Annotated in this window: 19 protein-coding genes; all 19 read right to left on the minus strand. The window is 49.8% G+C overall.

Features of this window, described 5'->3' with window-relative positions:
* On the minus strand, window positions 1–190 hold a 190-nt coding region (locus ACWA6V_RS04015), incomplete at its 3' end, for a non-canonical purine NTP pyrophosphatase (protein WP_449521289.1).
* An 85-nt stretch (window positions 191–275) separates the two neighbouring features.
* Window positions 276–734, minus strand: coding sequence for a DUF4426 domain-containing protein (locus ACWA6V_RS04020; protein ID WP_449521290.1), 459 nt, complete (start codon window positions 732–734; stop codon window positions 276–278).
* Window positions 735–777: 43 nt separating this feature from the next.
* Complete coding sequence (gene metW / locus ACWA6V_RS04025; protein WP_449521291.1) at window positions 778–1,365, minus strand: methionine biosynthesis protein MetW; 588 nt, start codon at window positions 1,363–1,365, stop codon at window positions 778–780.
* Window positions 1,365–2,507 carry a homoserine O-succinyltransferase MetX gene (metX, locus tag ACWA6V_RS04030; RefSeq protein ID WP_449521292.1) on the minus strand — a complete coding sequence of 381 codons (1,143 nt, stop codon included), beginning with the start codon at window positions 2,505–2,507 and terminating at the stop codon, window positions 1,365–1,367. Before metX ends, metW begins: the two co-directional genes overlap by 1 nt.
* A 146-nt stretch (window positions 2,508–2,653) precedes the next feature.
* Window positions 2,654–3,106 carry a hypothetical protein gene (locus ACWA6V_RS04035; protein WP_449521293.1) on the minus strand — a complete coding sequence of 151 codons (453 nt, stop codon included), beginning with the start codon at window positions 3,104–3,106 and terminating at the stop codon, window positions 2,654–2,656.
* A 141-nt stretch (window positions 3,107–3,247) separates the two neighbouring features.
* Window positions 3,248–5,119: an Lnb N-terminal periplasmic domain-containing protein gene (locus ACWA6V_RS04040; protein WP_449521294.1), complete on the minus strand. Its 1,872-nt coding sequence runs from the start codon at window positions 5,117–5,119 to the stop codon at window positions 3,248–3,250.
* 63 nt (window positions 5,120–5,182) lie between these two features.
* Complete coding sequence (locus ACWA6V_RS04045; protein ID WP_449521295.1) at window positions 5,183–5,674, minus strand: DUF3015 family protein; 492 nt, start codon at window positions 5,672–5,674, stop codon at window positions 5,183–5,185.
* 160 nt (window positions 5,675–5,834) lie between these two features.
* Window positions 5,835–7,853: a dynamin family protein gene (locus ACWA6V_RS04050; protein ID WP_449521296.1), complete on the minus strand. Its 2,019-nt coding sequence runs from the start codon at window positions 7,851–7,853 to the stop codon at window positions 5,835–5,837.
* 274 nt (window positions 7,854–8,127) lie between these two features.
* Window positions 8,128–10,200 (minus strand): TonB-dependent receptor, encoded by a 2,073-nt coding sequence (locus ACWA6V_RS04055; RefSeq protein WP_449521297.1) that lies wholly within the window; start codon window positions 10,198–10,200, stop codon window positions 8,128–8,130.
* 10 nt (window positions 10,201–10,210) lie between these two features.
* Window positions 10,211–11,323, minus strand: a complete 1,113-nt coding sequence (locus ACWA6V_RS04060; protein WP_449521298.1) for a HupE/UreJ family protein — start codon at window positions 11,321–11,323, stop codon at window positions 10,211–10,213.
* 2 nt (window positions 11,324–11,325) lie between these two features.
* Window positions 11,326–12,447, minus strand: coding sequence for a tetratricopeptide repeat protein (locus tag ACWA6V_RS04065; RefSeq protein WP_449521299.1), 1,122 nt, complete (start codon window positions 12,445–12,447; stop codon window positions 11,326–11,328).
* Between the two features lie 129 nt (window positions 12,448–12,576).
* The gene (locus ACWA6V_RS04070) at window positions 12,577–13,077 is read right to left on the minus strand and encodes an Ig-like domain-containing protein (protein ID WP_449521300.1); all 501 of its coding nucleotides are present in this window, start codon (window positions 13,075–13,077) and stop codon (window positions 12,577–12,579) included.
* 10 nt (window positions 13,078–13,087) lie between these two features.
* Entirely contained in the window at window positions 13,088–14,677 is a 1,590-nt protein-coding gene (locus ACWA6V_RS04075; protein ID WP_449521301.1) for a DUF4331 domain-containing protein, read from the minus strand.
* 170 nt (window positions 14,678–14,847) lie between these two features.
* Complete coding sequence (locus ACWA6V_RS04080) at window positions 14,848–15,549, minus strand: anti-sigma factor (RefSeq protein ID WP_449521302.1); 702 nt, start codon at window positions 15,547–15,549, stop codon at window positions 14,848–14,850.
* Entirely contained in the window at window positions 15,546–16,088 is a 543-nt protein-coding gene (locus tag ACWA6V_RS04085) for a sigma-70 family RNA polymerase sigma factor (RefSeq protein WP_449521303.1), read from the minus strand. Before ACWA6V_RS04085 ends, ACWA6V_RS04080 begins: the two co-directional genes overlap by 4 nt.
* Window positions 16,089–16,266: 178 nt before the next feature.
* Window positions 16,267–16,566, minus strand: a complete 300-nt coding sequence (locus tag ACWA6V_RS04090; protein WP_449521304.1) for an antibiotic biosynthesis monooxygenase family protein — start codon at window positions 16,564–16,566, stop codon at window positions 16,267–16,269.
* A 13-nt stretch (window positions 16,567–16,579) separates the two neighbouring features.
* Complete coding sequence (locus ACWA6V_RS04095; protein WP_449521305.1) at window positions 16,580–17,173, minus strand: YggT family protein; 594 nt, start codon at window positions 17,171–17,173, stop codon at window positions 16,580–16,582.
* Window positions 17,174–17,221: 48 nt separating this feature from the next.
* The gene (gene proC, locus ACWA6V_RS04100; protein ID WP_449521306.1) at window positions 17,222–18,043 is read right to left on the minus strand and encodes a pyrroline-5-carboxylate reductase; all 822 of its coding nucleotides are present in this window, start codon (window positions 18,041–18,043) and stop codon (window positions 17,222–17,224) included.
* Window positions 18,044–18,066: 23 nt separating this feature from the next.
* Window positions 18,067–18,357 (minus strand): alanine racemase (locus ACWA6V_RS04105; protein ID WP_449521307.1); only part of this gene is annotated, 291 nt, incomplete at its 5' end.

Genomic DNA, 18,357 nt, shown 5'->3' on the forward strand with positions numbered 1-18,357 from the left:
GCAAGCCAGTTTTGGCGCAGGCATAACGCGCTTTGATGATGGCATTTTCAACAAAGGTCAAACCGGTTTCTTCGGCGTTTTCGCTAAAAAAATCTGATTGCGGCAACACTTCAAAACCACAGCCAGTTAATAGTTGCTGGAATTCGCGCAACTTGCCGGCGTTGCCGCTGGCCAATACAATTTTTTTCATAATCAATGCCGTTGTTTTGCTATTGGTAAATCACGGAAAGAAAAGGCGCCCATCGGCGCCTTTGACACATGAAATGCGTACAGGATTATTCGGTATAAAGTGTACGATTAAACGTAAAGCTCATGGGCTTTGTATTGGCGTCGGCACTGACTTGAATATCAAAATGCAGCACTTCTTCGTTGTTGAATACAAAAGGTGCGAGATAGTAAGTCGCATCGCCTTCTTTTATTTCGATAAACTTCAGCGCTTGTTTTTGCTGCATTAAATTTTTACTGGCGCCGCTCACAATCGCTGGCAAGCCTAAAGTGGTGCTGCCGTTTTCGGTTTTGGTAAGGCTGATATTCACCAGCGCGCGATCTTTGCCGCGCACTAACTTATACGCTTCTGCCATTTTTGCAGGAATATCGGTACTGTTAAATACATTGTAATGCACTGTGTAGACACCGAATTTTTCCGCAGTGCGGATTTCTTTGGGTTGATCGACTTGAGCCTGAACAGTTGTAGCGAGAAAAACCAAAAATACACTTTGCAGTAACTTTTTCATAACAACACTCCGGTGGTTGATACATTTTTTAGTCAATCAGGAGCTATTTGCTCAAATGATAAATCGCCGTCTCACCAAACAAATTGGGCATAAAATCTTTTAACGTCTGGCCAGATTGTTCGTTCACTACCTGGCGATGGATCACCTTGATATTGCGCTCGCGGCAGAGGACTTCAAAATCATCGAACGTGCAAAAGTGAATGTTGGGTGTGTCGTACCACTCGTAGGGCAATAAATCTGATACCGGCATACGGCCACGCGTCGCCAGATAAAAGCGCGCTTTCCAATGGCCGAAGTTAGGGAAAGTCACTATACACTCTTTGCCCACACGCAACATTTCATCCAATACCAAGTGAGGAAAATGTAGGGTTTGCAACGCTTGTGTCATTAATACGGTATCAAAACTTTTATCAGCAAAGTTGCCAAGGCCACGATCGAGGTTTTGCTCAATCACATTCAAGCCTTTGTCGATGCAAGTATTGATTTGCGCCGCATCGATTTCCAAGCCGTAACCTTGTACTTGTTTGGTGTCGATCAAAAATTTTAATAGCGTGCCATCGCCACAACCCAGATCGAGAATACGGCTGCCCTGTTGAATCCAGTGTTGGATTTCGTTGAGATCTATACGCATCAGATTTTCACTCCGGCAAGGTAGCGACCGAAAACTTGCTCGTAGCGTTCATCGGGTAATAGGAAGGCGTCGTGGCCGTGTTTGGATTCAATTTCCGCGTAGGTCACCGGGCGATTGGCGCCAACTAATGCGTTCACAATTTCGTGCGAGCGCTCGGGAGCAAACCGCCAGTCAGTGCTAAAAGAAATCACCAAAAATTTTGCGTTGGTTCGTTTAAAGGCGCTGACGGGATCGTCATTAAATTCGCGCGCGAGATCAAAATAATCCAGCGCTTTGGTGATGCGGATGTAGGAGTTCGCATCGAAGCTATTGGCAAAACTGTCACCCTGGTAGCGCAGATAACTTTCAATCTGGAATTCCACCGGTTCATCATTGCCGAGCTCAAAACTGCCGCTGCGCAGATCGCGGCCAAATTTTTCACCCATCGCGTAATCGGAAAGATAAGTGATATGGCCGATCATGCGCGCCACCGCCAAACCATTTTTTGGCAAGGTGTTGTGCTCGATGTAATCGCCATCAAAAAAATTCGGGTCGCTGATAATCGCTTTGCGTGCGGCCTCATTAAACGCAATATTTTGTGCGGAGAGTTTTAACGCAGAGGCGATAACTACGGCGTGGCGAACGCGCTCTGGAAAATCCAGTGCCCAGCGCATGACCTGCATACCGCCGAGGCTGCCGCCGATGATCGCTGCCCAGACATCAATGCCGAGTACATCGGCTAGGCGCGCCTGGCTGGCAACCCAATCGCGCACGCGCACCATCGGAAAATCTGCACCCCAGGCTTTGCCGGTGGCCGGGTTGATCGAGCGCGGGCCGGTCGAGCCGTGGCAGCCGCCGAGATTATTCAGCGCGACGACAAAAAACTTGTTGGTATCAATGGGTTTGCCGGGGCCGATATAGGCATCCCACCAGCCGGGGCGTTTGTCATCCATGCTGTGGTAACCGGCGGCGTGATGATGGCCGGAGAGCGCATGGCAGATGAGTACCGCATTGGATTTGGCCGCATTCAATTGGCCGTAGGTTTCATAGACCAATTCATACTCATCGAGCGTCCTACCGCAGGCCAGCAGGAGCGGCGCGGTGAAGCGATGGGTTTGGGGAGTGACAAGACCCACCGAATCAGCGGGTATTTGGTTTGGCATGATTCTCTCTTGTAGCGCGTGATGTAAAGCCGATAACTTCCGACCAGATCAAATGATGCGACAGTCTAAAGAGAGGGATCTTATGCTGCAAGTTAAACACTGACAGCCAGGGAACAGCACCCTGTCTGCCCTTGCCGGAATAACCGTTAACGCAGCTGGGTTAAGCCTGCTTGTGCGAAGCTGGAATCGTAAATAGCCAGGCGAGCATAGACCTCGCCGAGTGAATCCAGTTGCTGGATTTGCAGATGCTGCGCTTGATCTTGTTCGAGTAAGCCTTTTGCGCGCAGTATTTCGGCCAGGCTCTTTTCATCCAACTTACCATGCGGGGCGACCCGCTGTAACTCTTCATCGCTCAAACTGGATTGGCGACCACCCGGCAAATAGATAGTGCCGTTGGAAAAATCCACCGCAAACGCAATTACCCCGGGAAGAAAAAAGAACAAAAGCCCAATACCGTCAAAGATGGCAATAGCCGGGTCGATCTGTCCACCTTTTTGCCCCTTGCGCTCCGGGTGCAGGATCGTGCCGCAGGCGGTTAGCTGCACCAAGAGGCTGGCGGCGAGCGTGCCGATTACAAGTTTGGTCGTTAATCTTTGCATAGCGACTTCCTCATCAGTTATTCATTTTTTAGGATCACAGCAATAAATAGATTTGGTGTAAACAACCTGCCTTGACGAGGCATTGGTTGGAACACTCACGATTGGATAGTAAATTGTTGCCGCTGTCCAGCCCATCATTCGCTACCAATAGAAGCCGAGTGAAAGACCGATTTCCTCAACATTTTTTTGGGCAAAATACATCCGTAAATCTGTTTGCTCAGTCAGTGTAAAGCGCGCGGCTGCTTTGTAAACATCGACACTCAGACTGTCCCGAAAGTGCTGCTGTTCTGCACTCAATTGCAGTACGAACACAGGCGAGAGATGCAAATGAATACTCGCTGTCGCCGACAGGTAAAGACCATCGCTATTCAGATTTTGCCCGAGAAAGCCACCTCCGGCAAACGCAGCGAGCATCAATTTTTCACGCCACAGGCTTGTTGCATAGCCATAGCCAGCGCGCGCTTTAGTGGAAAGGCATTCAGTGCAATCCAGCTCCGACTGTTGTGCACCCACGTCCAGGTACCAGGATGCTTTTCTATCACCGGGAAGTGCGGTGTAATTGCGGCTGATACTTTCAATTTTTAATGCACTCAAATCCTTTATAAACCACTTGCCAGCGCGCGCGCGCAACGTGAACTCTGCCATGGATAGCGCACCATTTTTAATGTGGCCATAACCGGCATCAAGTGCATCATAGTAGGCCGGCCGCAAGTGAACGTCCATGTGCTCACCCGCTGCATCGCTAGAACCAACACCAACACTTAAATAGCTTGGCTTGCGCCCTAAATGGGGACGGTTGTTAGAGGTAAACAAAACCTGACTTTCACCGGGAGGTAATTGGTAGCGCTTGATTAATGCTTTGCGATATCGCTCATTGTCAGGATCTTTTTCGCCCGCCTTTTCATCGCGCACAAATTGATAATAATCGAGCAAGGTATCAACTACGGCGTGTTGGCGCGATTGATCTATGGATGCCAACTGTTTGCTATCGAGTGATGCTTTGCCACTGACAATCTCATGCACCATTTTTCGTTCCTGATTACTCAGGTGTTGGTAGCGCTGATAGAGCTTGCTTTGCCGCGAGGGGTGATAGCGAATTTGTTTTACCAGTGGTTTGCCATTGTAGGAAATATCGCCGAGTCGCTGCATGATTGCCTGAGGCGTTTCCCATGGTCTCCATGCGGCGACCAGCGGCTTATCAATAATCAACTCAAGCAATTCACCCATGCGATACGCACAATTGCGATTAAAAAAATAATAGGTGTAATCAGCACCCATCAGCTCCCACATGTGCGCAATAAGCAACGCGAGCGCATCGGGTGCTACTGCTAATTCATACTCCCATAAATCGCGTAATTCTGACTCTCCGTAATTGTGCGAGTGATAGTAATACTGCTGGTGCGTAAAAGAAGAATCATAACCGCCAAATAATCCCTTACTGATATAAATCAGCATGTTTTCATTCGGCGGTACATTTGCGCCAAAATTAACTGCAGTATTCTCAAGACTGGTCGTTTTACTATCCAGAGGTGAATTGATTTTTAATAGTAGATGTCCATAGTAAGACGCAGGGTTTCCTAAATAGCCAGTCGCAAAAATAATACTGATTGAACTCGCTTGCTGTTGTGCAGAGAAGCTGGCGTATTCGGGGCAAACAACCGGTGTAATCGCCAGCGCGTTAAAATCGAGTTGTCGTGACAACCACAGATAGCGACCGCGAAAACGGCACTGTGCATGCTGATCGGGAATATCAACAGAACGCTTAAAAGCAATGAGTGTTTCAATTAACTCTGTGTAAGCATCTTTGTTGCCTGATGGCGCCAGGAAAAATGTTTTGCTGGTAATTACACTGACATTATTGGTGTCAAACCCAAGCAATTGCCGCCAGACTTTTGTCCCGGACAAGGCTTGCAAATGTGTTTGTTGATTTGAGGGTAAATTTAAATCTGCTGTATTTGCCCATACCTGAGCAGACACTGTTATCAGCAACAGCGCCAATATTTTTATAGTCATGTTGAAAACTGGGAGGGAGGGGATTTGAGCAGAGGCATTGCTGCCTCTGCAGATTCGCAATGATTAAGCTGCGTTGAGTGCAGAGATTACACTGGTGTAGTAATCACTGGATTTTTGCAGTTTATCTGCAGAAGTGTAGCTGGCGGCACTGACTTGAGCCGCCATTTGTACACGCAGGCTGCTGATAACCGCCGCACGGTCAGCTTCTTGTACGTCAAGAATGTTCATCAGTGCTGCGAGGTGTTCGCCTTGGCCACGGGCAGTTTCTTCGGCGAGGCTTTCATAGCTATCCAGAATGAATTTTGCTGCTGTGGCATTTTTGCCTGAACAGGTTTCAGGGCTGGCCGTTGCAGAAGTTACTGCGGTGGTACCAATGTCCCAAATAACGTTTGAGGTTACCGCAAGCACTTTGTGATTTGGAAACAGTGCAGCACCGATACCACAATCAGCAAATGGGTTTGGACCAGATCCAACCGCTTTTTTTTCATCGGCGATTGCCAAGTTTGGCAACGCAGCAGCCAGAACTAAACCGGTAACTAAAGCTTTCAGTTTCATAAAGATATCCCTTGTAATTTATTAAGTATCACCCGCTCCCAGAGTTTGCTACTGGGAGGCATTCACTTTATAAATGACTCTGGCATTGAAATCTATATAAATGAGAAATTTTCCTCAAAAAAACTGAAAGCATTATCGGCTTACATGGGCACATGGGAATTTAATGGTTTCGAGTACGCAGCTGATTAATCGATACCACTTGCGCTCCCGCTGTTACCGACTCCTTCTGCTCTACATCCGCCATCAATTCCGGCTCCAGTGGCGTCGTCAGTAATTCTTTATAAAGCGGCTCGATGTTCCCCAGCGCGGTCTGCAATTGGTAAATATTGGTCTGCAGCACTTCCAGTTGTTCGCTGTGGCTGTTGCGCTGGGTTTGCAATTGCGTGAGGCGCAGCATGTGGTGTTCCAGCAATTGTTTTTGGTATTGGTTGTGATGGAACAGCGGCGCCAATGCCTCTTGCATCCAGTGATGGATGTGCTGGTTTAAATCGACATAAACCGCGCGCACCTCCTGCACCAGGGTGTTGATAAAGCGGCTAATCAAAGCGCCTTTATGGGTGAATACTGCGCTCAGGGATTTACGGAAATCATCGGCGCGGGTATGCAACTGGCGCAATTGGCGGCGCTGCTTCTGGATTTTCAACAAGTGGCGCATGATCAAATCGTCGCCCGTCACTGTCTGTTCGGGGCGCTCGTAAATCGAGGTGAGTACGCTGTTGCAGCGCTCGATTTCACGTTCGAGATGGCGCAGGTTGCTGTCTACATCATCAAAAAATTTGCCGATCGCGCGCGCCAATCCCACGGTTGTCCAACTCTGCGCCAGATTTGCATGGGCTTCCGCGATTTGCTGCTCCAGCAGGCCGCTGCTGATGGGCCCCAGCAGCGATAATTTTTGCGATTCCAACAAACGCTGGCTGGTGCGCAATGACAGCGCCTGCTTGTGGTATTCGTGATGGGTGCGGCGGATGGTATCGCGCAGCTCGGTCAATTTATCGCCCGCCGCCTCCGGTGCAACCGCGCGCAATTCTTCCAATTCTTTTTCACAGTCACCCAGGCGGCGCTGCAAACTGTTGCGCGCGTTGATCACCATCGCATAGCTGTCGCCAATTAACCGATGGCCGATAATCTGCTGCTGGTTGCGCATCACACATTCAGCCAGCATGCGTTCCAGCTGCGGAAAATTACTGCGCGCCAATTGCGCCTGGTTGCGTCCGACTTTGCCGAGCAAGCCCTGTTTGGCGGACAGCGCCACCACGTGCTCGGGCGACAAATTCAATTGGCGCGCGGTGAGCTGGCGCAATTGGTTGACGTTTGCTTCGATTTCTTGCGCCGGGGTGAGGTCATCCCAGAGGCTGTCGATTTTATTGAGCAGGGCGATTACCGCGGTGCAGTTGTTATCGCGCAATACCTGGATATGTTCGCGCCAGATCTCCATATCGCTCGCAGTGACACCCGCATCGGCGCCGAGCAAAAACAAAATCGCCTGGGCATCGGGCAGGGTTTTTAACGTGAGTTCAGGCTCGTTGCCCAGCGCGTTCAAGCCGGGCGTATCAACGATGCGCAAGCCCTGGCGTAGCAGCGGATGATCCAGACTGATAAGCGCATGGCGCCAGGCGGGCACAGTAACCATGCCGTTCTCGTCGCGCTCGCCCAACTCATCCTGTGCAAAACCCAATTTAAGCGCATCGGCCACACTGACTTGTTTACTGGCCGAAACTTGATTGATCGCGGCGCGGGTCTGCTCGTGGTCTTGCGCATCAAAATGAATCGCCACCCAATTTTGCGGGATGCGTTTGAAGCTTTGCAGGCTGGTATTGGTACGGCGGGTTTCGATCGGCAGGAGGCGCACACAATTGGTGGGTTGGTGGGCGTCCCAAAAGATTTCGGTAGGGCACATAGTCGTGCGCCCCGGTTGCGATGGCAGTAAACGACGGCCACCTCCGGTATACAGCAGTGCATTGATTAATTCGGTTTTACCGCGCGAGAACTCGCCTACACAGGCGATGGTAAAACTTTCGCCGCGCAATAACTGGCGTGCCCGCTGCAAGGTCTTGCCCATATTCGCGCCGGACATATCGTGCTGCTGGCTCCACTGCTCAAATCGCTGCAAACGTTCATCCAGCTGGCGTTTCCAGCGGTTGTAATGCGTCATTTGGCGGTGCAGGGATCTTATGTCCATAGCAATACTCTCAAAATAGCGAATCTGGCGTTATTTGCATTGTTTAATAACTGACCGCGATAACCAGCCGATGGCTAATTAATTATTGTTGTCCGGTCATTAAAGCGGAAAAGCACGCCAGTGGCTAGATCTTGAGCAGTGAGTGGTCACTTCAGCGGGCTAAAAGGCAGGGGATTGCTACTTTGTGAAACATTTGACGCCAAGCGATACCGCACCGGAATGCCAACTTGCACACCGGGTGGTATCTACTGTGGGAAGAGTAATGGGGCGATTATCAGAAAGCGGCTTGTAGTCGGATACGCAGGCTGCGCGGTTCAACCGGATGGAAGTGCAAATCTTCAACGCCCTCATCTGCCTCGGAGGGGAGCCGGGACGGGTAAAAATAATCGATATCGTGATCGGCGCTCTCGAACAGGTTGAGGATGTCGAGCCCCACCGACCATTGCGCCCAGCGATAACCCAAGCCGAGATTCACCAGGCTAGTCGCCCCCGCCTCCTGCTGCGCGAAACTATCCAGCACCCGCGCGGCAAAATGCCGGTAGCGCAAAACGCCGTGGAAACCGGTTTGCGCCGGTGCGTAACTAATCCCCGCACTTGCGACAAACGGCAGGGAGCCATCCACATATTTGCCTTCGTCCAATTGATTATCGGTAAACCGCGAACGCGTCCAGGCCAATTCCGAATCAATGCTCCAACCGTCGGCAAACCAGAAGTAACTGGCGATTTCAATTCCGGAACGTTCCGATGCGCGGCTTGCCTCGGTATTGCCCGCATCGCCCACAAATAATAATTCCGAATCCAGTGCTAAATACCATAGCGATGTGGAAATGCTGTAATGATTATTATCGAATAATTTCGCACCAACTTCCGCACCTTGCGAGCGGGATAATAAATCGACCGGCTCACTTAACTCGCCCGAAACCGGATCAATAACAATGGTTGCACCGCGCGCATCATTGGAATGAAAGCCCTGCCCAAGATTAAAATAAGTTTCAACATTATCGCTAACATTGTAACTCACGCCCGCTTTTACATTGGTGATGCCATCAGCTGCATCGCCAGAATTTTGTGCGCGGTCGCTGCGTACATCCACTTGCAAATAATCATGGCGCACACCCAGATGTGTACGGATATTCTCAGTTAACTGAATGTCATTCTGTGCAAAAAGCGCCAGCGATGTTTCATCAATCGCATCAACACGGGTAGTTGACAACCGATTGCGCGCACGGGTTTTGAATAAACCCACTTCATCAATAGCATCGTGCCGAATTTGAATGCCGATTTTCTGTGTTGCCGATTTTCCAGCAACATCTATTTGCCAATTGCGTACGACTTCTCCTCCGAGCAATTGCCGGTCATCCACTTGTTCAAATTCATCGCCATTGATGGGGTCATCCAAAAAATAGGTAAAATTGGAAAATAGATTTAAATCTGAATCGACAATATAGGCACTCATTGACCAATTCGGATTCACCCATTGCGTTGACAGACTGTAGCGATTGGAATCGCCGCCTACATCAGTATCCAGTGAACCTAAAGGATCGATAATATTTTGCCCAACCGCGCGCTGGGGAATTTGATCAGCCGCATTCCAGCGATTGCGGTAGCCCATCGCCGTCAATGAAAGTTCACCACCACCAATTTGCGATGTATAACGCACTAGCAGATTGGTTTTGTGTACGTTTTCATCAATATCTGTCCAGGGGCCTGCGTAGCGCTGCGCTTCTAGGCCAAATAGCAAACGCCCTGAATCCAGTTCAAGTTGCGTTGCGGTGTATAAACGCCGATAGTCGAAATCACCTGCAGTAAAATTGACTTCGCCAGTAGCGAGAGTATTTTTTAGCGAAAACTGTGCGGCGCCCGCGCCGGAAAAATCGCCCACTTCAGCGTAGTAAGGACCTTTGCGATACTGAATATCCTGAATAAATTCAGGAATAATAAAATTTAAATCCGTATAGCCTTGCCCATGTCCATGGCTGCGCATATTAATTGGCATGGCGTCAACTGAAGTGGCAAAGTCGGTGCCGTGATCCAGATTAAAACCGCGTAAAAAATATTGATTGGCTTTGCCTGAACCACTGTGTTGGGTAACCACCATGCCGGGTACAAATTCCAGAATTTCACCGGTGCGCGATACCGGCCGCGCGGCAATTTCGGCGCTGCCGACCACGCCTTCTGCGGCGGCAATACTGGTACCCAATAAATCAGTGCGGTAGCCATAAACAACCACATTTTCTACCAACAACATTTCAGTGTTGTTCTGGGCTGCATTTGCCGAACCATTCACTACCAAAGGCGTAACACTTAAAGCAAAATAATAACCGGCCAAACTATTGTTAATACGCATCATAATGTCCTTAACCAATCCAACGTTCGACTACCCATTGCAACGCCACTAATGCAATCACTATCGATGTACCCGTAAGGGCATAACGTGCATACCAAATTTGGTTGCGCACAAAAATAAATAGCGGTAGTAACAGCAACACAATTGCCATTTGCCCTATCTCCACGCCAAGATTAAATGCCAATACCGTGAGCAGTTGTTGATCTGCTGGTAACCCCAATTCACCCAATACTCCGGCGAAGCCCATGCCGTGCAGCAGACCAAATCCAAAGGTGAGCCAACCCAATCGCGTAACCAGTGGATAAATATTGTTGAGCGCAACCAGAACTACCGACATGGCAATGCCCACTTCTACCCATTGGCTGGAGAACTGAATTAAACCTAACGCGGTCGCGCTAAGCGTGATGGAATGGGCGAGCGTAAATGCCGTGACTATCCAGGTGGTATTGATTAGGATGCGTTTTATACTGGCTTGTGCAAACCATTGGTTGCCGCGCCGAACCAGCACGCAGGTCAGCATTAGCGATAGCAAAAATAAAATATGGTCGATACCAATCCAGATATGCACCATGCCCTGATAAATAAATTCGCCCAGTGTTTTCCAGACATTACCGCTGGCGGCATCCCAATCAATATTGCGCTGGGTGTCGCTGAGTACGCGGCTGCTGGTGGCAGAATCGCTGCGTAGATTCAGCAATAATTTATGTTCAGCATCTTCTTTAAAAAATGCGCTGTAATTAACACGAATAGTACCGGTCAAAGCGCATTGGGCACGCAGCGGTATCAACAGATAGGATTCACTAAAATGGGAATCGATTTTCCACTCATCACTTAATAACAATGTGCAGGTGCTATCAGCGCGGTGAATCGATAGCTGACTGGCAAGATATTGATGCACGCTGTCGGCGCGCGCTTGTAACTCTTTCCAGCGCAATTTTCCATCGCCATCGATATCCACACCTATGGCCTGCTCAAGATCATAAAGCCGTACTTGCCATTCCCCGGTTATTAAACCCTGATCGTTGATTTGCAGATTGGCGTAAGCCGTACTGAGTTGGTGCGCAGATAAGAACGCAGAAAAAATAATTAGTTGGATAAAAATGATCAACTTGAGTATACGCATCTTTATGCTCCCGCCTTTTCAGTGACGGCAGCTACACCCGCAGCTTGCTGGGCACGTATAAGTAAATGTTTATCGCTCGCTTCGCGCGCTTGCTGCCAATTGCGTTCGGCCCAGTGCAAGGCTTTATTCGCGTCAGGCGCAATATCCAAATAATAAATGGCCAAATCGGCAGCGTGCGCTTGATCATCCCGCTGTTCACGTAGTGCGATACGCTCACGCACTTGTGTTTGCCAGTAAGTGGTAGGTGCGATTTTTTTCTCAGCAATCGCAAGGCGCACCAGTAGCGAATCATCCGCTTGCGAACTGGTGCTGACCAAGGGTGTTAATGCATCAATGACAATTTGATTATTTTGCAGAGCGAGATTCGTATCGGCCCATTGCACCCACACACTAAGTGAATTTTTGGATTTGATTTGGTTTAAAAAATCGAGCGCTGCTTGTGGTTGTTGTAGACGTACCGCCATATCAGCGAGTATCTGTAGTATCCAGATTTGACGCTCATCGTCAGGCAAACCTTGCGTACTGACTATCTGCTGCAACTGTGTGTAACTTTCACTCAATTCTTTGTCGCCGAGAGTACTGCGCGCTTCCAGCGAGCACGCGCTGAGCGTCGATAAATCCGTGTGACCTAATAGGCGCATGCAGGCTGCTTGTGCAGAGACTGCATTGCCTTGAATTAAATGCAACCGAGCGTTAAGCAAATTGGCAGTGTTATTGTCAGGCTGTTGTAGAAGAATTTTTTGCAGGACTTCTTGCGCAAGCGTAAATCGATGTTGATGTTGTTGCACCTGTGCCCAAGCAAGCAACACCGATAAGTCATTGGTATTGTTTTCAATCAGCGGTTTCAACAATGCTTCTGCTACGCCATATAGGCGCGATTGACCGGGTTGTGCCGCCTGCTCTAAATACTCGTTTGCCAGTTGCACAACACGATTTGAATCTTCAGGTTGCAAGCGCTGCTGAATTTGCAATACCCGCAAAGTCTCAGAGGGAGTTGTATTCCACTGCGCAATAATCTGATCAGGCTCGGTGGGAGTGTAAGCTTCGGCGTATGCGTATCTGCCAAAGATAATTCCGCAGCAGCTAATACCCCACAGAAATACTATCGGTAAAAATCTGTTCATTGTTATTACCCGCTGCAAATTCAGCTGTTCAATAAATTTCATGTTTAACGCTAAGTCGATTTTTATAGATGTTTGATATTTGAAAAAACCCGCCATCCATTGCGGGCGTTAATCGACAATGTTTCTCTTTTATTGCGCTAGCAAATCATCAAAGGCCGCTTCGTCGTCGGTGACATCCTGAGTAACCACACGGGTGTTGAGCGATAGCGGTGTATCACTTTCCATTTGGTTGTAAGCCTTGCGTGTGTACTCACCCATATTGACTGCGAGCAGATCGATGGTGATGTTAACCATCGCGGTCATGGATGTGCTTTTGCCATCAGAAACGCTAAAGGTAAATTGATCCATTCCCGTGACATCGGCATTAGGTAAATAGGTAAATGAACCATCACTTTGCAATGCCAGCGTGCCCTGCGCCGGTTGCGATGACACTGCAAAACTCAGCGCATCTTTATCCATATCGCTGCCCATTAATTTGCCGGTCACGGGTGTATCCGCCTGGGTGCTGATGCTGGTACTCATTGCTGTGGGTGGTGTATTAACTTTGGGTGGCTTTTTTTTATCATCGCCACCGCACGCACTGAGTAACACCGCGATGCTGACGGGAAGTGCAAGAAATAAAAATTTCATTTCCATCTCCTTAATTTGAACCGGCCAATGGATCGGCCAAATAGGGGAACATGTTTTTCATCATGCTGGCGTTGAGTGGTGCACCATCGGTAAAGGGAACATTACCCACGTTGGCATCGGCGGGTTTACACAAACCCAAATCGGTATCCACACCGCCAATAGGAATTGGATAACACAAACGTCCCATCACCACGCGCAAAGCGATATCCACTACGTCATCGCCAGGCCGACGGCCATTCGGGAAACCGGCAAGATCATTTCCGGCAACACCGAATGCGCACTGTTGCATTTGTGCTGTTGCGGCAATGCCGGTGTTCAAGCGCAACATTTCCGAAGGTGTAACGGTTTTTAATTGGTTAACGCCGGGGAAGCCGGTTAAGAAAGCAGTCACCAAATCCATGCGCGGGAAATTGGTTGGTGCCAGAGTGGGAAGATTTGCACCGAGCGTGGTGTTCACTGCATCTTTAAATAAAATATTTAATAATTCCGGCAGCGATGGATGGGTTACGTAATCGGCAAACTGGCCATCATTTTTTGGTTCGGCGACGGAGAAGCGATCTTTGTCTTTTAATCCGATCACTAATTCATTCACCAGTGGATTACCCAAGCGCGACACTTGTGTAAGTGCACCACCATTCACTTCAGTTTTATTAAATGATGCCTGCGGATTTAAAATACGCGCCTGCGGTAAACTCGCGGTAGTCCAGGTACCGATTACGCCATTGCCGCTGCCCACCAGACAACTTTTGGGAATTTCGAGCGAAATCGCGGTGACATTTTTATCGAGCAAATCATCATTCATTGCCGATTGCGTAATACCGCCGGGGAAGCCACCACCGTCACCAGCACCCGGTGCACTATCACCTTCGACTGGAACATAATTTACCAAATCAAATGTTTTGCCGAGGTTAACGACAAAGGGATCTTTGCGCTGGCCGACAAACACTTTACCGTTGGTGTTGCAGCCGGGAATCGCAATCTCGTAAATAAAACTGTTGGCGTAAGTTGCGTAAACCGCAGGTGAGGTAAAAGTTTTATTGCCGATATAATCGAGCGGTTTTTTAAACGTTGTACCCATACCCGACGCCATTGCTACATCGGTACGCGTACCGGTTTTACGATCACCGCTGCGCAGTTTAATGCTGTAACTTTCACTGAAATTCACAGCGGACATATCAGTCGCAGTAACACCACCCACATTTTTTAACGGCACAGCAACCGAGGGGCTGTTGCCCTCCGGCCCAACGGTGAGCTTCACGCCTTCGCCACCGGCCAGCGCCTGGCTAAAGCGAAACTCAAAGGTGAGATCTTCTACTGCATCGCCGGTGTTATCCACGTGGATGCTGTAAACCGCGTGCGGGTCCATCGCAAAATAGTTGGGCCCGCCGTAAGCATCTTGCAGCGGAATATAGTTGGCGATCAAAGTGACAAAATCAGCGCGACCGGATTCGTAACTGTTAAAGGCATAAAAATCGGTGGAATCCAAAGCGGGTGAACGGGTGATATTCGGGGCTTCGCGGTGGCTGGATGCAAAACTGCCAGTGGCGAGCAAGCTCGCGCAGAGGGTGCCGATAACGGCCGATAGGTAATTATGTTTCATCGTTGACTCCTTGGGTTTATGTGACTAACACAACACCAAACGGCTCAACCTGGGTTTTGGATTCAACTTTTTATGATTATTTTGTTATTTATCGAAAATAGTTTTTTTGCGGGCATAAAAAACCCCGCACCGGGCGGGGTTCAACAATCGTACAAACTCAGATGATCTAATTACATCGCCACCAATTCCGCCGTGTACAACACGGTCGTCGGCTGGCCAGTGGGCGATCCGCCCAGCGGTTCCAGACTCACCGCGAGGGCCGCCACTTGCACCTGATCAAACAACACAGAGCGTGGCAAACTCAACTTGCCCTGTTTGGGTAACAGGCCCAATGAAATCGGTGGGCGACCATCGGCGGCGACCATCCACAATTCGTAGTCCTGATTATCCAGTGCTTTGAATTTGTCGGTGGCGGTAACCAGCAGTTGATCTTCACGCAATTCGATCAGCCAAAGCGCCTGGGCTTTTTCGCTTTGTACAACGGCAATCTGACCGGGCAACAAGGGTTCGACCGGTTGCAGATTGACGAGCAGTACTGCCATCAGGATTGCAGCAGCGGCTGATAAACCGGCGAGCCATTGCAGCCCGCGCGGTTTGCGTAGCGGCAAGGTCACCACATTGGTCGCATTTGGTGTCGCGGTGGTAAATCCCAAACGGGACTGGATTCGCTCCCAAACTTCCGGCGCTGGCTGAGCATTTGGCAGCGCTGTGCCCAACTCGTTCAGGCGGCTTTCCCAGCGCCAGAGGGTGTGGCGCATGCTGTTGTGCTGCATCAACAGCCGCTGGAAACGGACCCGTGCGGGGCCGTGCAAACTGCCCAATACGTATTCGGAAGACAGGGCATTTTGGCGTTCTTCGGTTAAATAATTCATGATTCAAGACACCTCTTTAAACGTTCCAGACCACGGCGGATCCAGGTTTTGATGGTACCCAGGGGAGTTTCCATCTGATCGCACACTTCCATGTGGGTGAGGCCGCGAAAATAGGCCATTTCTATTGCTTGGCGCGACCCTTCATCGAGCCGATCCATGCAGCGGTCGATGCGCACGCGGTCACGCTGCTCGTAGAGTTCCTGCTCCGGAGACTGCTCATCGAGCGCCTCTTCCAAACCTTCGTCGCCCGTTTCTCGGCGGCTCTTGGTGGCGCGCAGCATATCGAGCGCGCGGTAGCGGACAATGCTGATCATCCAGGTGAGCACCGTGCCTTTCTCCTGCTGGTAATCGCCCGCGTTGTGCCAAATGCGCACAAAGGCTTCTTGCACTGCCTCTTCTGCCAAATCGCGGCGGCGCAACATCTGCAGGCTAATTGCGTAGAGCTTGCCCGCCGTTTGGCGATACAAATCGGCAAATGCTAACCGGTCGCCCTGCGCGGTGGCGCTGAGCAGATGGAGAAAATCGTGATTCGGGTCCATAGGAATTCTCGTTGTTATGGTTGCTTTGGGGCCCCTGCGCTCCGACAGAATTGGGCCAGTTCAATTGCTCTACGGGCGAGTATGGGTTTTGGATTCAGATTTCAGATAAAACTTTAATGAGTTGGCAAATTAGCCAACCGGTAAGAGGAGATTAGTCTAGAAAAAACTCAAATAGACATTAACGGGAGAAAGTTGACTCGTAGGTTCGTAACAGCTCAACCACTTCCACCTTGTAGGATTTATACCAGCGTGACTTTCCCTGCTGTTGCGCCTGCAGATGATCAGAATTTTGTTTCCAGTGCTTGATGTGTTCGAGGCTCGGCCAATAGGAAATCGCTATTTCACGATTCCCTTCGGTAGTCGCGACAAAATTGAGGCAGCCGTAGTTCGTCATCGCCAACTCGCGCATCTGTTTGGCGGTTGCAAAATACTCGTCGTCGAGTTGCGCGATTTCAGCGTGAAAAATAACGGCGTACATGGGCACTCCGGTATTACCAATAACCCAGTACCAATTGCGGGTAGACACCGACAAGGTTGGCGAGACGCTCAATTAACATATCCACAATTTTTAAACCCAACAAAATAATAATCGGCGATATATCCAGCACCCCGCCCAATGGCGGAATCACTTTGCGGATGGGTGCCGCGAGAGGATCGATAATTTGATTGGCGAGGGTGAGCAGTGGGTGATGGCTCATAGGCGCGACAAAACTGCCAATAATGCTGATGATCATGCACCAGAAAAAGATGCTGGAAACAATAGTGAGCGCGCCAACCAAACCCCAGAGAATTAGCGGAAGCGGATTCAGGATCAGCCCAGGAGCGCCCATAATGGTGGACAGGATTGCCGTAGCCAACAATTGCACCAGAATTATTAACACCACAGAGGCCGTATCAATCCCCAACACACTGGGAATAAATTTGCGCAGCGGTTTTAACAGCGGCATGGTGATTTTGACAATCGCTTGCGAAACGGGATTATAAAAATCGGCGCGCACCAATTGCAGTAAAAAACGCAAAATCACAATCACCAGGAACAGCGACATCAAGCTATAAACAATCAAATGCAAAATATTGGCGAACATGGATATCTCCGGTGATAATTTTCAATAAAAAATTGCGCGCAAAATCGATTACTTGCCTAACAGCTCGGACAATTCCACGGCGCGATTGGAGCAAGCGGTCATGGCTTTTAGTACGCTTGCACGCAAATTGTCCTGCTCAAATGAAAGAATCGCCTGCTCTGTAGTGCCTTTGGGCGAAGTCACCCGGCGGCGCAATTCAGCCACATCAAACTCACTGTCTTTGGCGAGCATGGCTGCGCCCAGCGCGGTTTGCAAGGTCAACTCGGCGGCGCACTCGCGTGTTAAACCCAGCTCAACACCCGCATCGATCATCGCTTCCATCAATAAAAAGAAATAAGCAGGGCCAGAACCGGAAACAGCGGTGACTGGATTTAATAAAGCTTCATCATCCAACCACTGCACAATGCCCACTGCACCGAGAATCGAATTGGCGGCCGATTTTTGATCGTCACTCACCAGTGAATTTGCATATAAACCACTGGCACCAGCGCGCAATTGTGATGGCGTATTAGGCATACAACGGACGATGGCCTGATCCTCTCCCAACCAGCTCGCAATACTCGCCGTGGTGATACCCGCTGCGACAGATATAATCAGCGGCTTATTTGCTAGGGCTTCGCGCAAACCGAGCGCAACTTCTTTCAGCATTTGCGGTTTTACCCCGAGCACAACAACGTCGGCATGAGCAGCAGTCGCGGCATTGTCGGTACTGACCGCAATACCGAATTCATCAGCCACCTTAGTAAGCGTTTCCATGCGTGGGCCAGCGGCGCTGATTTGCGCACGGGTAAAACCTTCGGCGAGCAGGCCACCGATAATCGCCTTGGCCATATTGCCTGCGCCGATAAATGCAATCTTGGATGTTTTCACAGTAAACCCTTAAGGTTAAAAAATTATTGTTCCGCACTCGCTTTAGGGCGAGCGCCAAAAATATCCGCACCAACCCGCACAAAGGTCGCACCTTCGGCGATCGCCGCTTCCATATCGCCCGACATGCCCATGGACAGGCAATCGAGCCCATAACCCTGCAGGTTTAACGATTCGAGTGCGCTGCGCAATTTAGCAAAAGCGGCGCGCTGTTGCGCGGGATTGTTGGTCGCGGCGGGTATTGCCATCAGCCCGCGCAAGCGTAAGCGCGGCAATTGGCTGATCGCTGCGACTAAAACCGGTAATTCCGCAAGGCT

This window comes from Cellvibrio sp. (assembly GCF_053579595.1).

Excerpts from the sequence above, each read along its gene's own strand:
- ACWA6V_RS04020 (WP_449521290.1), bottom strand. The coding sequence starts at position 734 with ATGAAAAAGTTACTGCAAAGTGTATTTTTGGTTTTTCTCGCTACAACT.
- metW (WP_449521291.1), bottom strand. The coding sequence starts at position 1,365 with ATGCGTATAGATCTCAACGAAATCCAACACTGGATTCAACAGGGCAGC.
- metX (WP_449521292.1), bottom strand. The coding sequence starts at position 2,507 with ATGCCAAACCAAATACCCGCTGATTCGGTGGGTCTTGTCACTCCCCAA.
- ACWA6V_RS04035 (WP_449521293.1), bottom strand. The coding sequence starts at position 3,106 with ATGCAAAGATTAACGACCAAACTTGTAATCGGCACGCTCGCCGCCAGC.
- ACWA6V_RS04040 (WP_449521294.1), bottom strand. The coding sequence starts at position 5,119 with ATGACTATAAAAATATTGGCGCTGTTGCTGATAACAGTGTCTGCTCAG.
- ACWA6V_RS04045 (WP_449521295.1), bottom strand. The coding sequence starts at position 5,674 with ATGAAACTGAAAGCTTTAGTTACCGGTTTAGTTCTGGCTGCTGCGTTG.
- ACWA6V_RS04050 (WP_449521296.1), bottom strand. The coding sequence starts at position 7,853 with ATGGACATAAGATCCCTGCACCGCCAAATGACGCATTACAACCGCTGG.
- ACWA6V_RS04055 (WP_449521297.1), bottom strand. The coding sequence starts at position 10,200 with ATGCGTATTAACAATAGTTTGGCCGGTTATTATTTTGCTTTAAGTGTT.
- ACWA6V_RS04060 (WP_449521298.1), bottom strand. The coding sequence starts at position 11,323 with ATGCGTATACTCAAGTTGATCATTTTTATCCAACTAATTATTTTTTCT.
- ACWA6V_RS04065 (WP_449521299.1), bottom strand. The coding sequence starts at position 12,447 with ATGAACAGATTTTTACCGATAGTATTTCTGTGGGGTATTAGCTGCTGC.
- ACWA6V_RS04070 (WP_449521300.1), bottom strand. The coding sequence starts at position 13,077 with ATGAAATTTTTATTTCTTGCACTTCCCGTCAGCATCGCGGTGTTACTC.
- ACWA6V_RS04075 (WP_449521301.1), bottom strand. The coding sequence starts at position 14,677 with ATGAAACATAATTACCTATCGGCCGTTATCGGCACCCTCTGCGCGAGC.
- ACWA6V_RS04080 (WP_449521302.1), bottom strand. The coding sequence starts at position 15,549 with ATGAATTATTTAACCGAAGAACGCCAAAATGCCCTGTCTTCCGAATAC.
- ACWA6V_RS04085 (WP_449521303.1), bottom strand. The coding sequence starts at position 16,088 with ATGGACCCGAATCACGATTTTCTCCATCTGCTCAGCGCCACCGCGCAG.
- ACWA6V_RS04090 (WP_449521304.1), bottom strand. The coding sequence starts at position 16,566 with ATGTACGCCGTTATTTTTCACGCTGAAATCGCGCAACTCGACGACGAG.
- ACWA6V_RS04095 (WP_449521305.1), bottom strand. The coding sequence starts at position 17,173 with ATGTTCGCCAATATTTTGCATTTGATTGTTTATAGCTTGATGTCGCTG.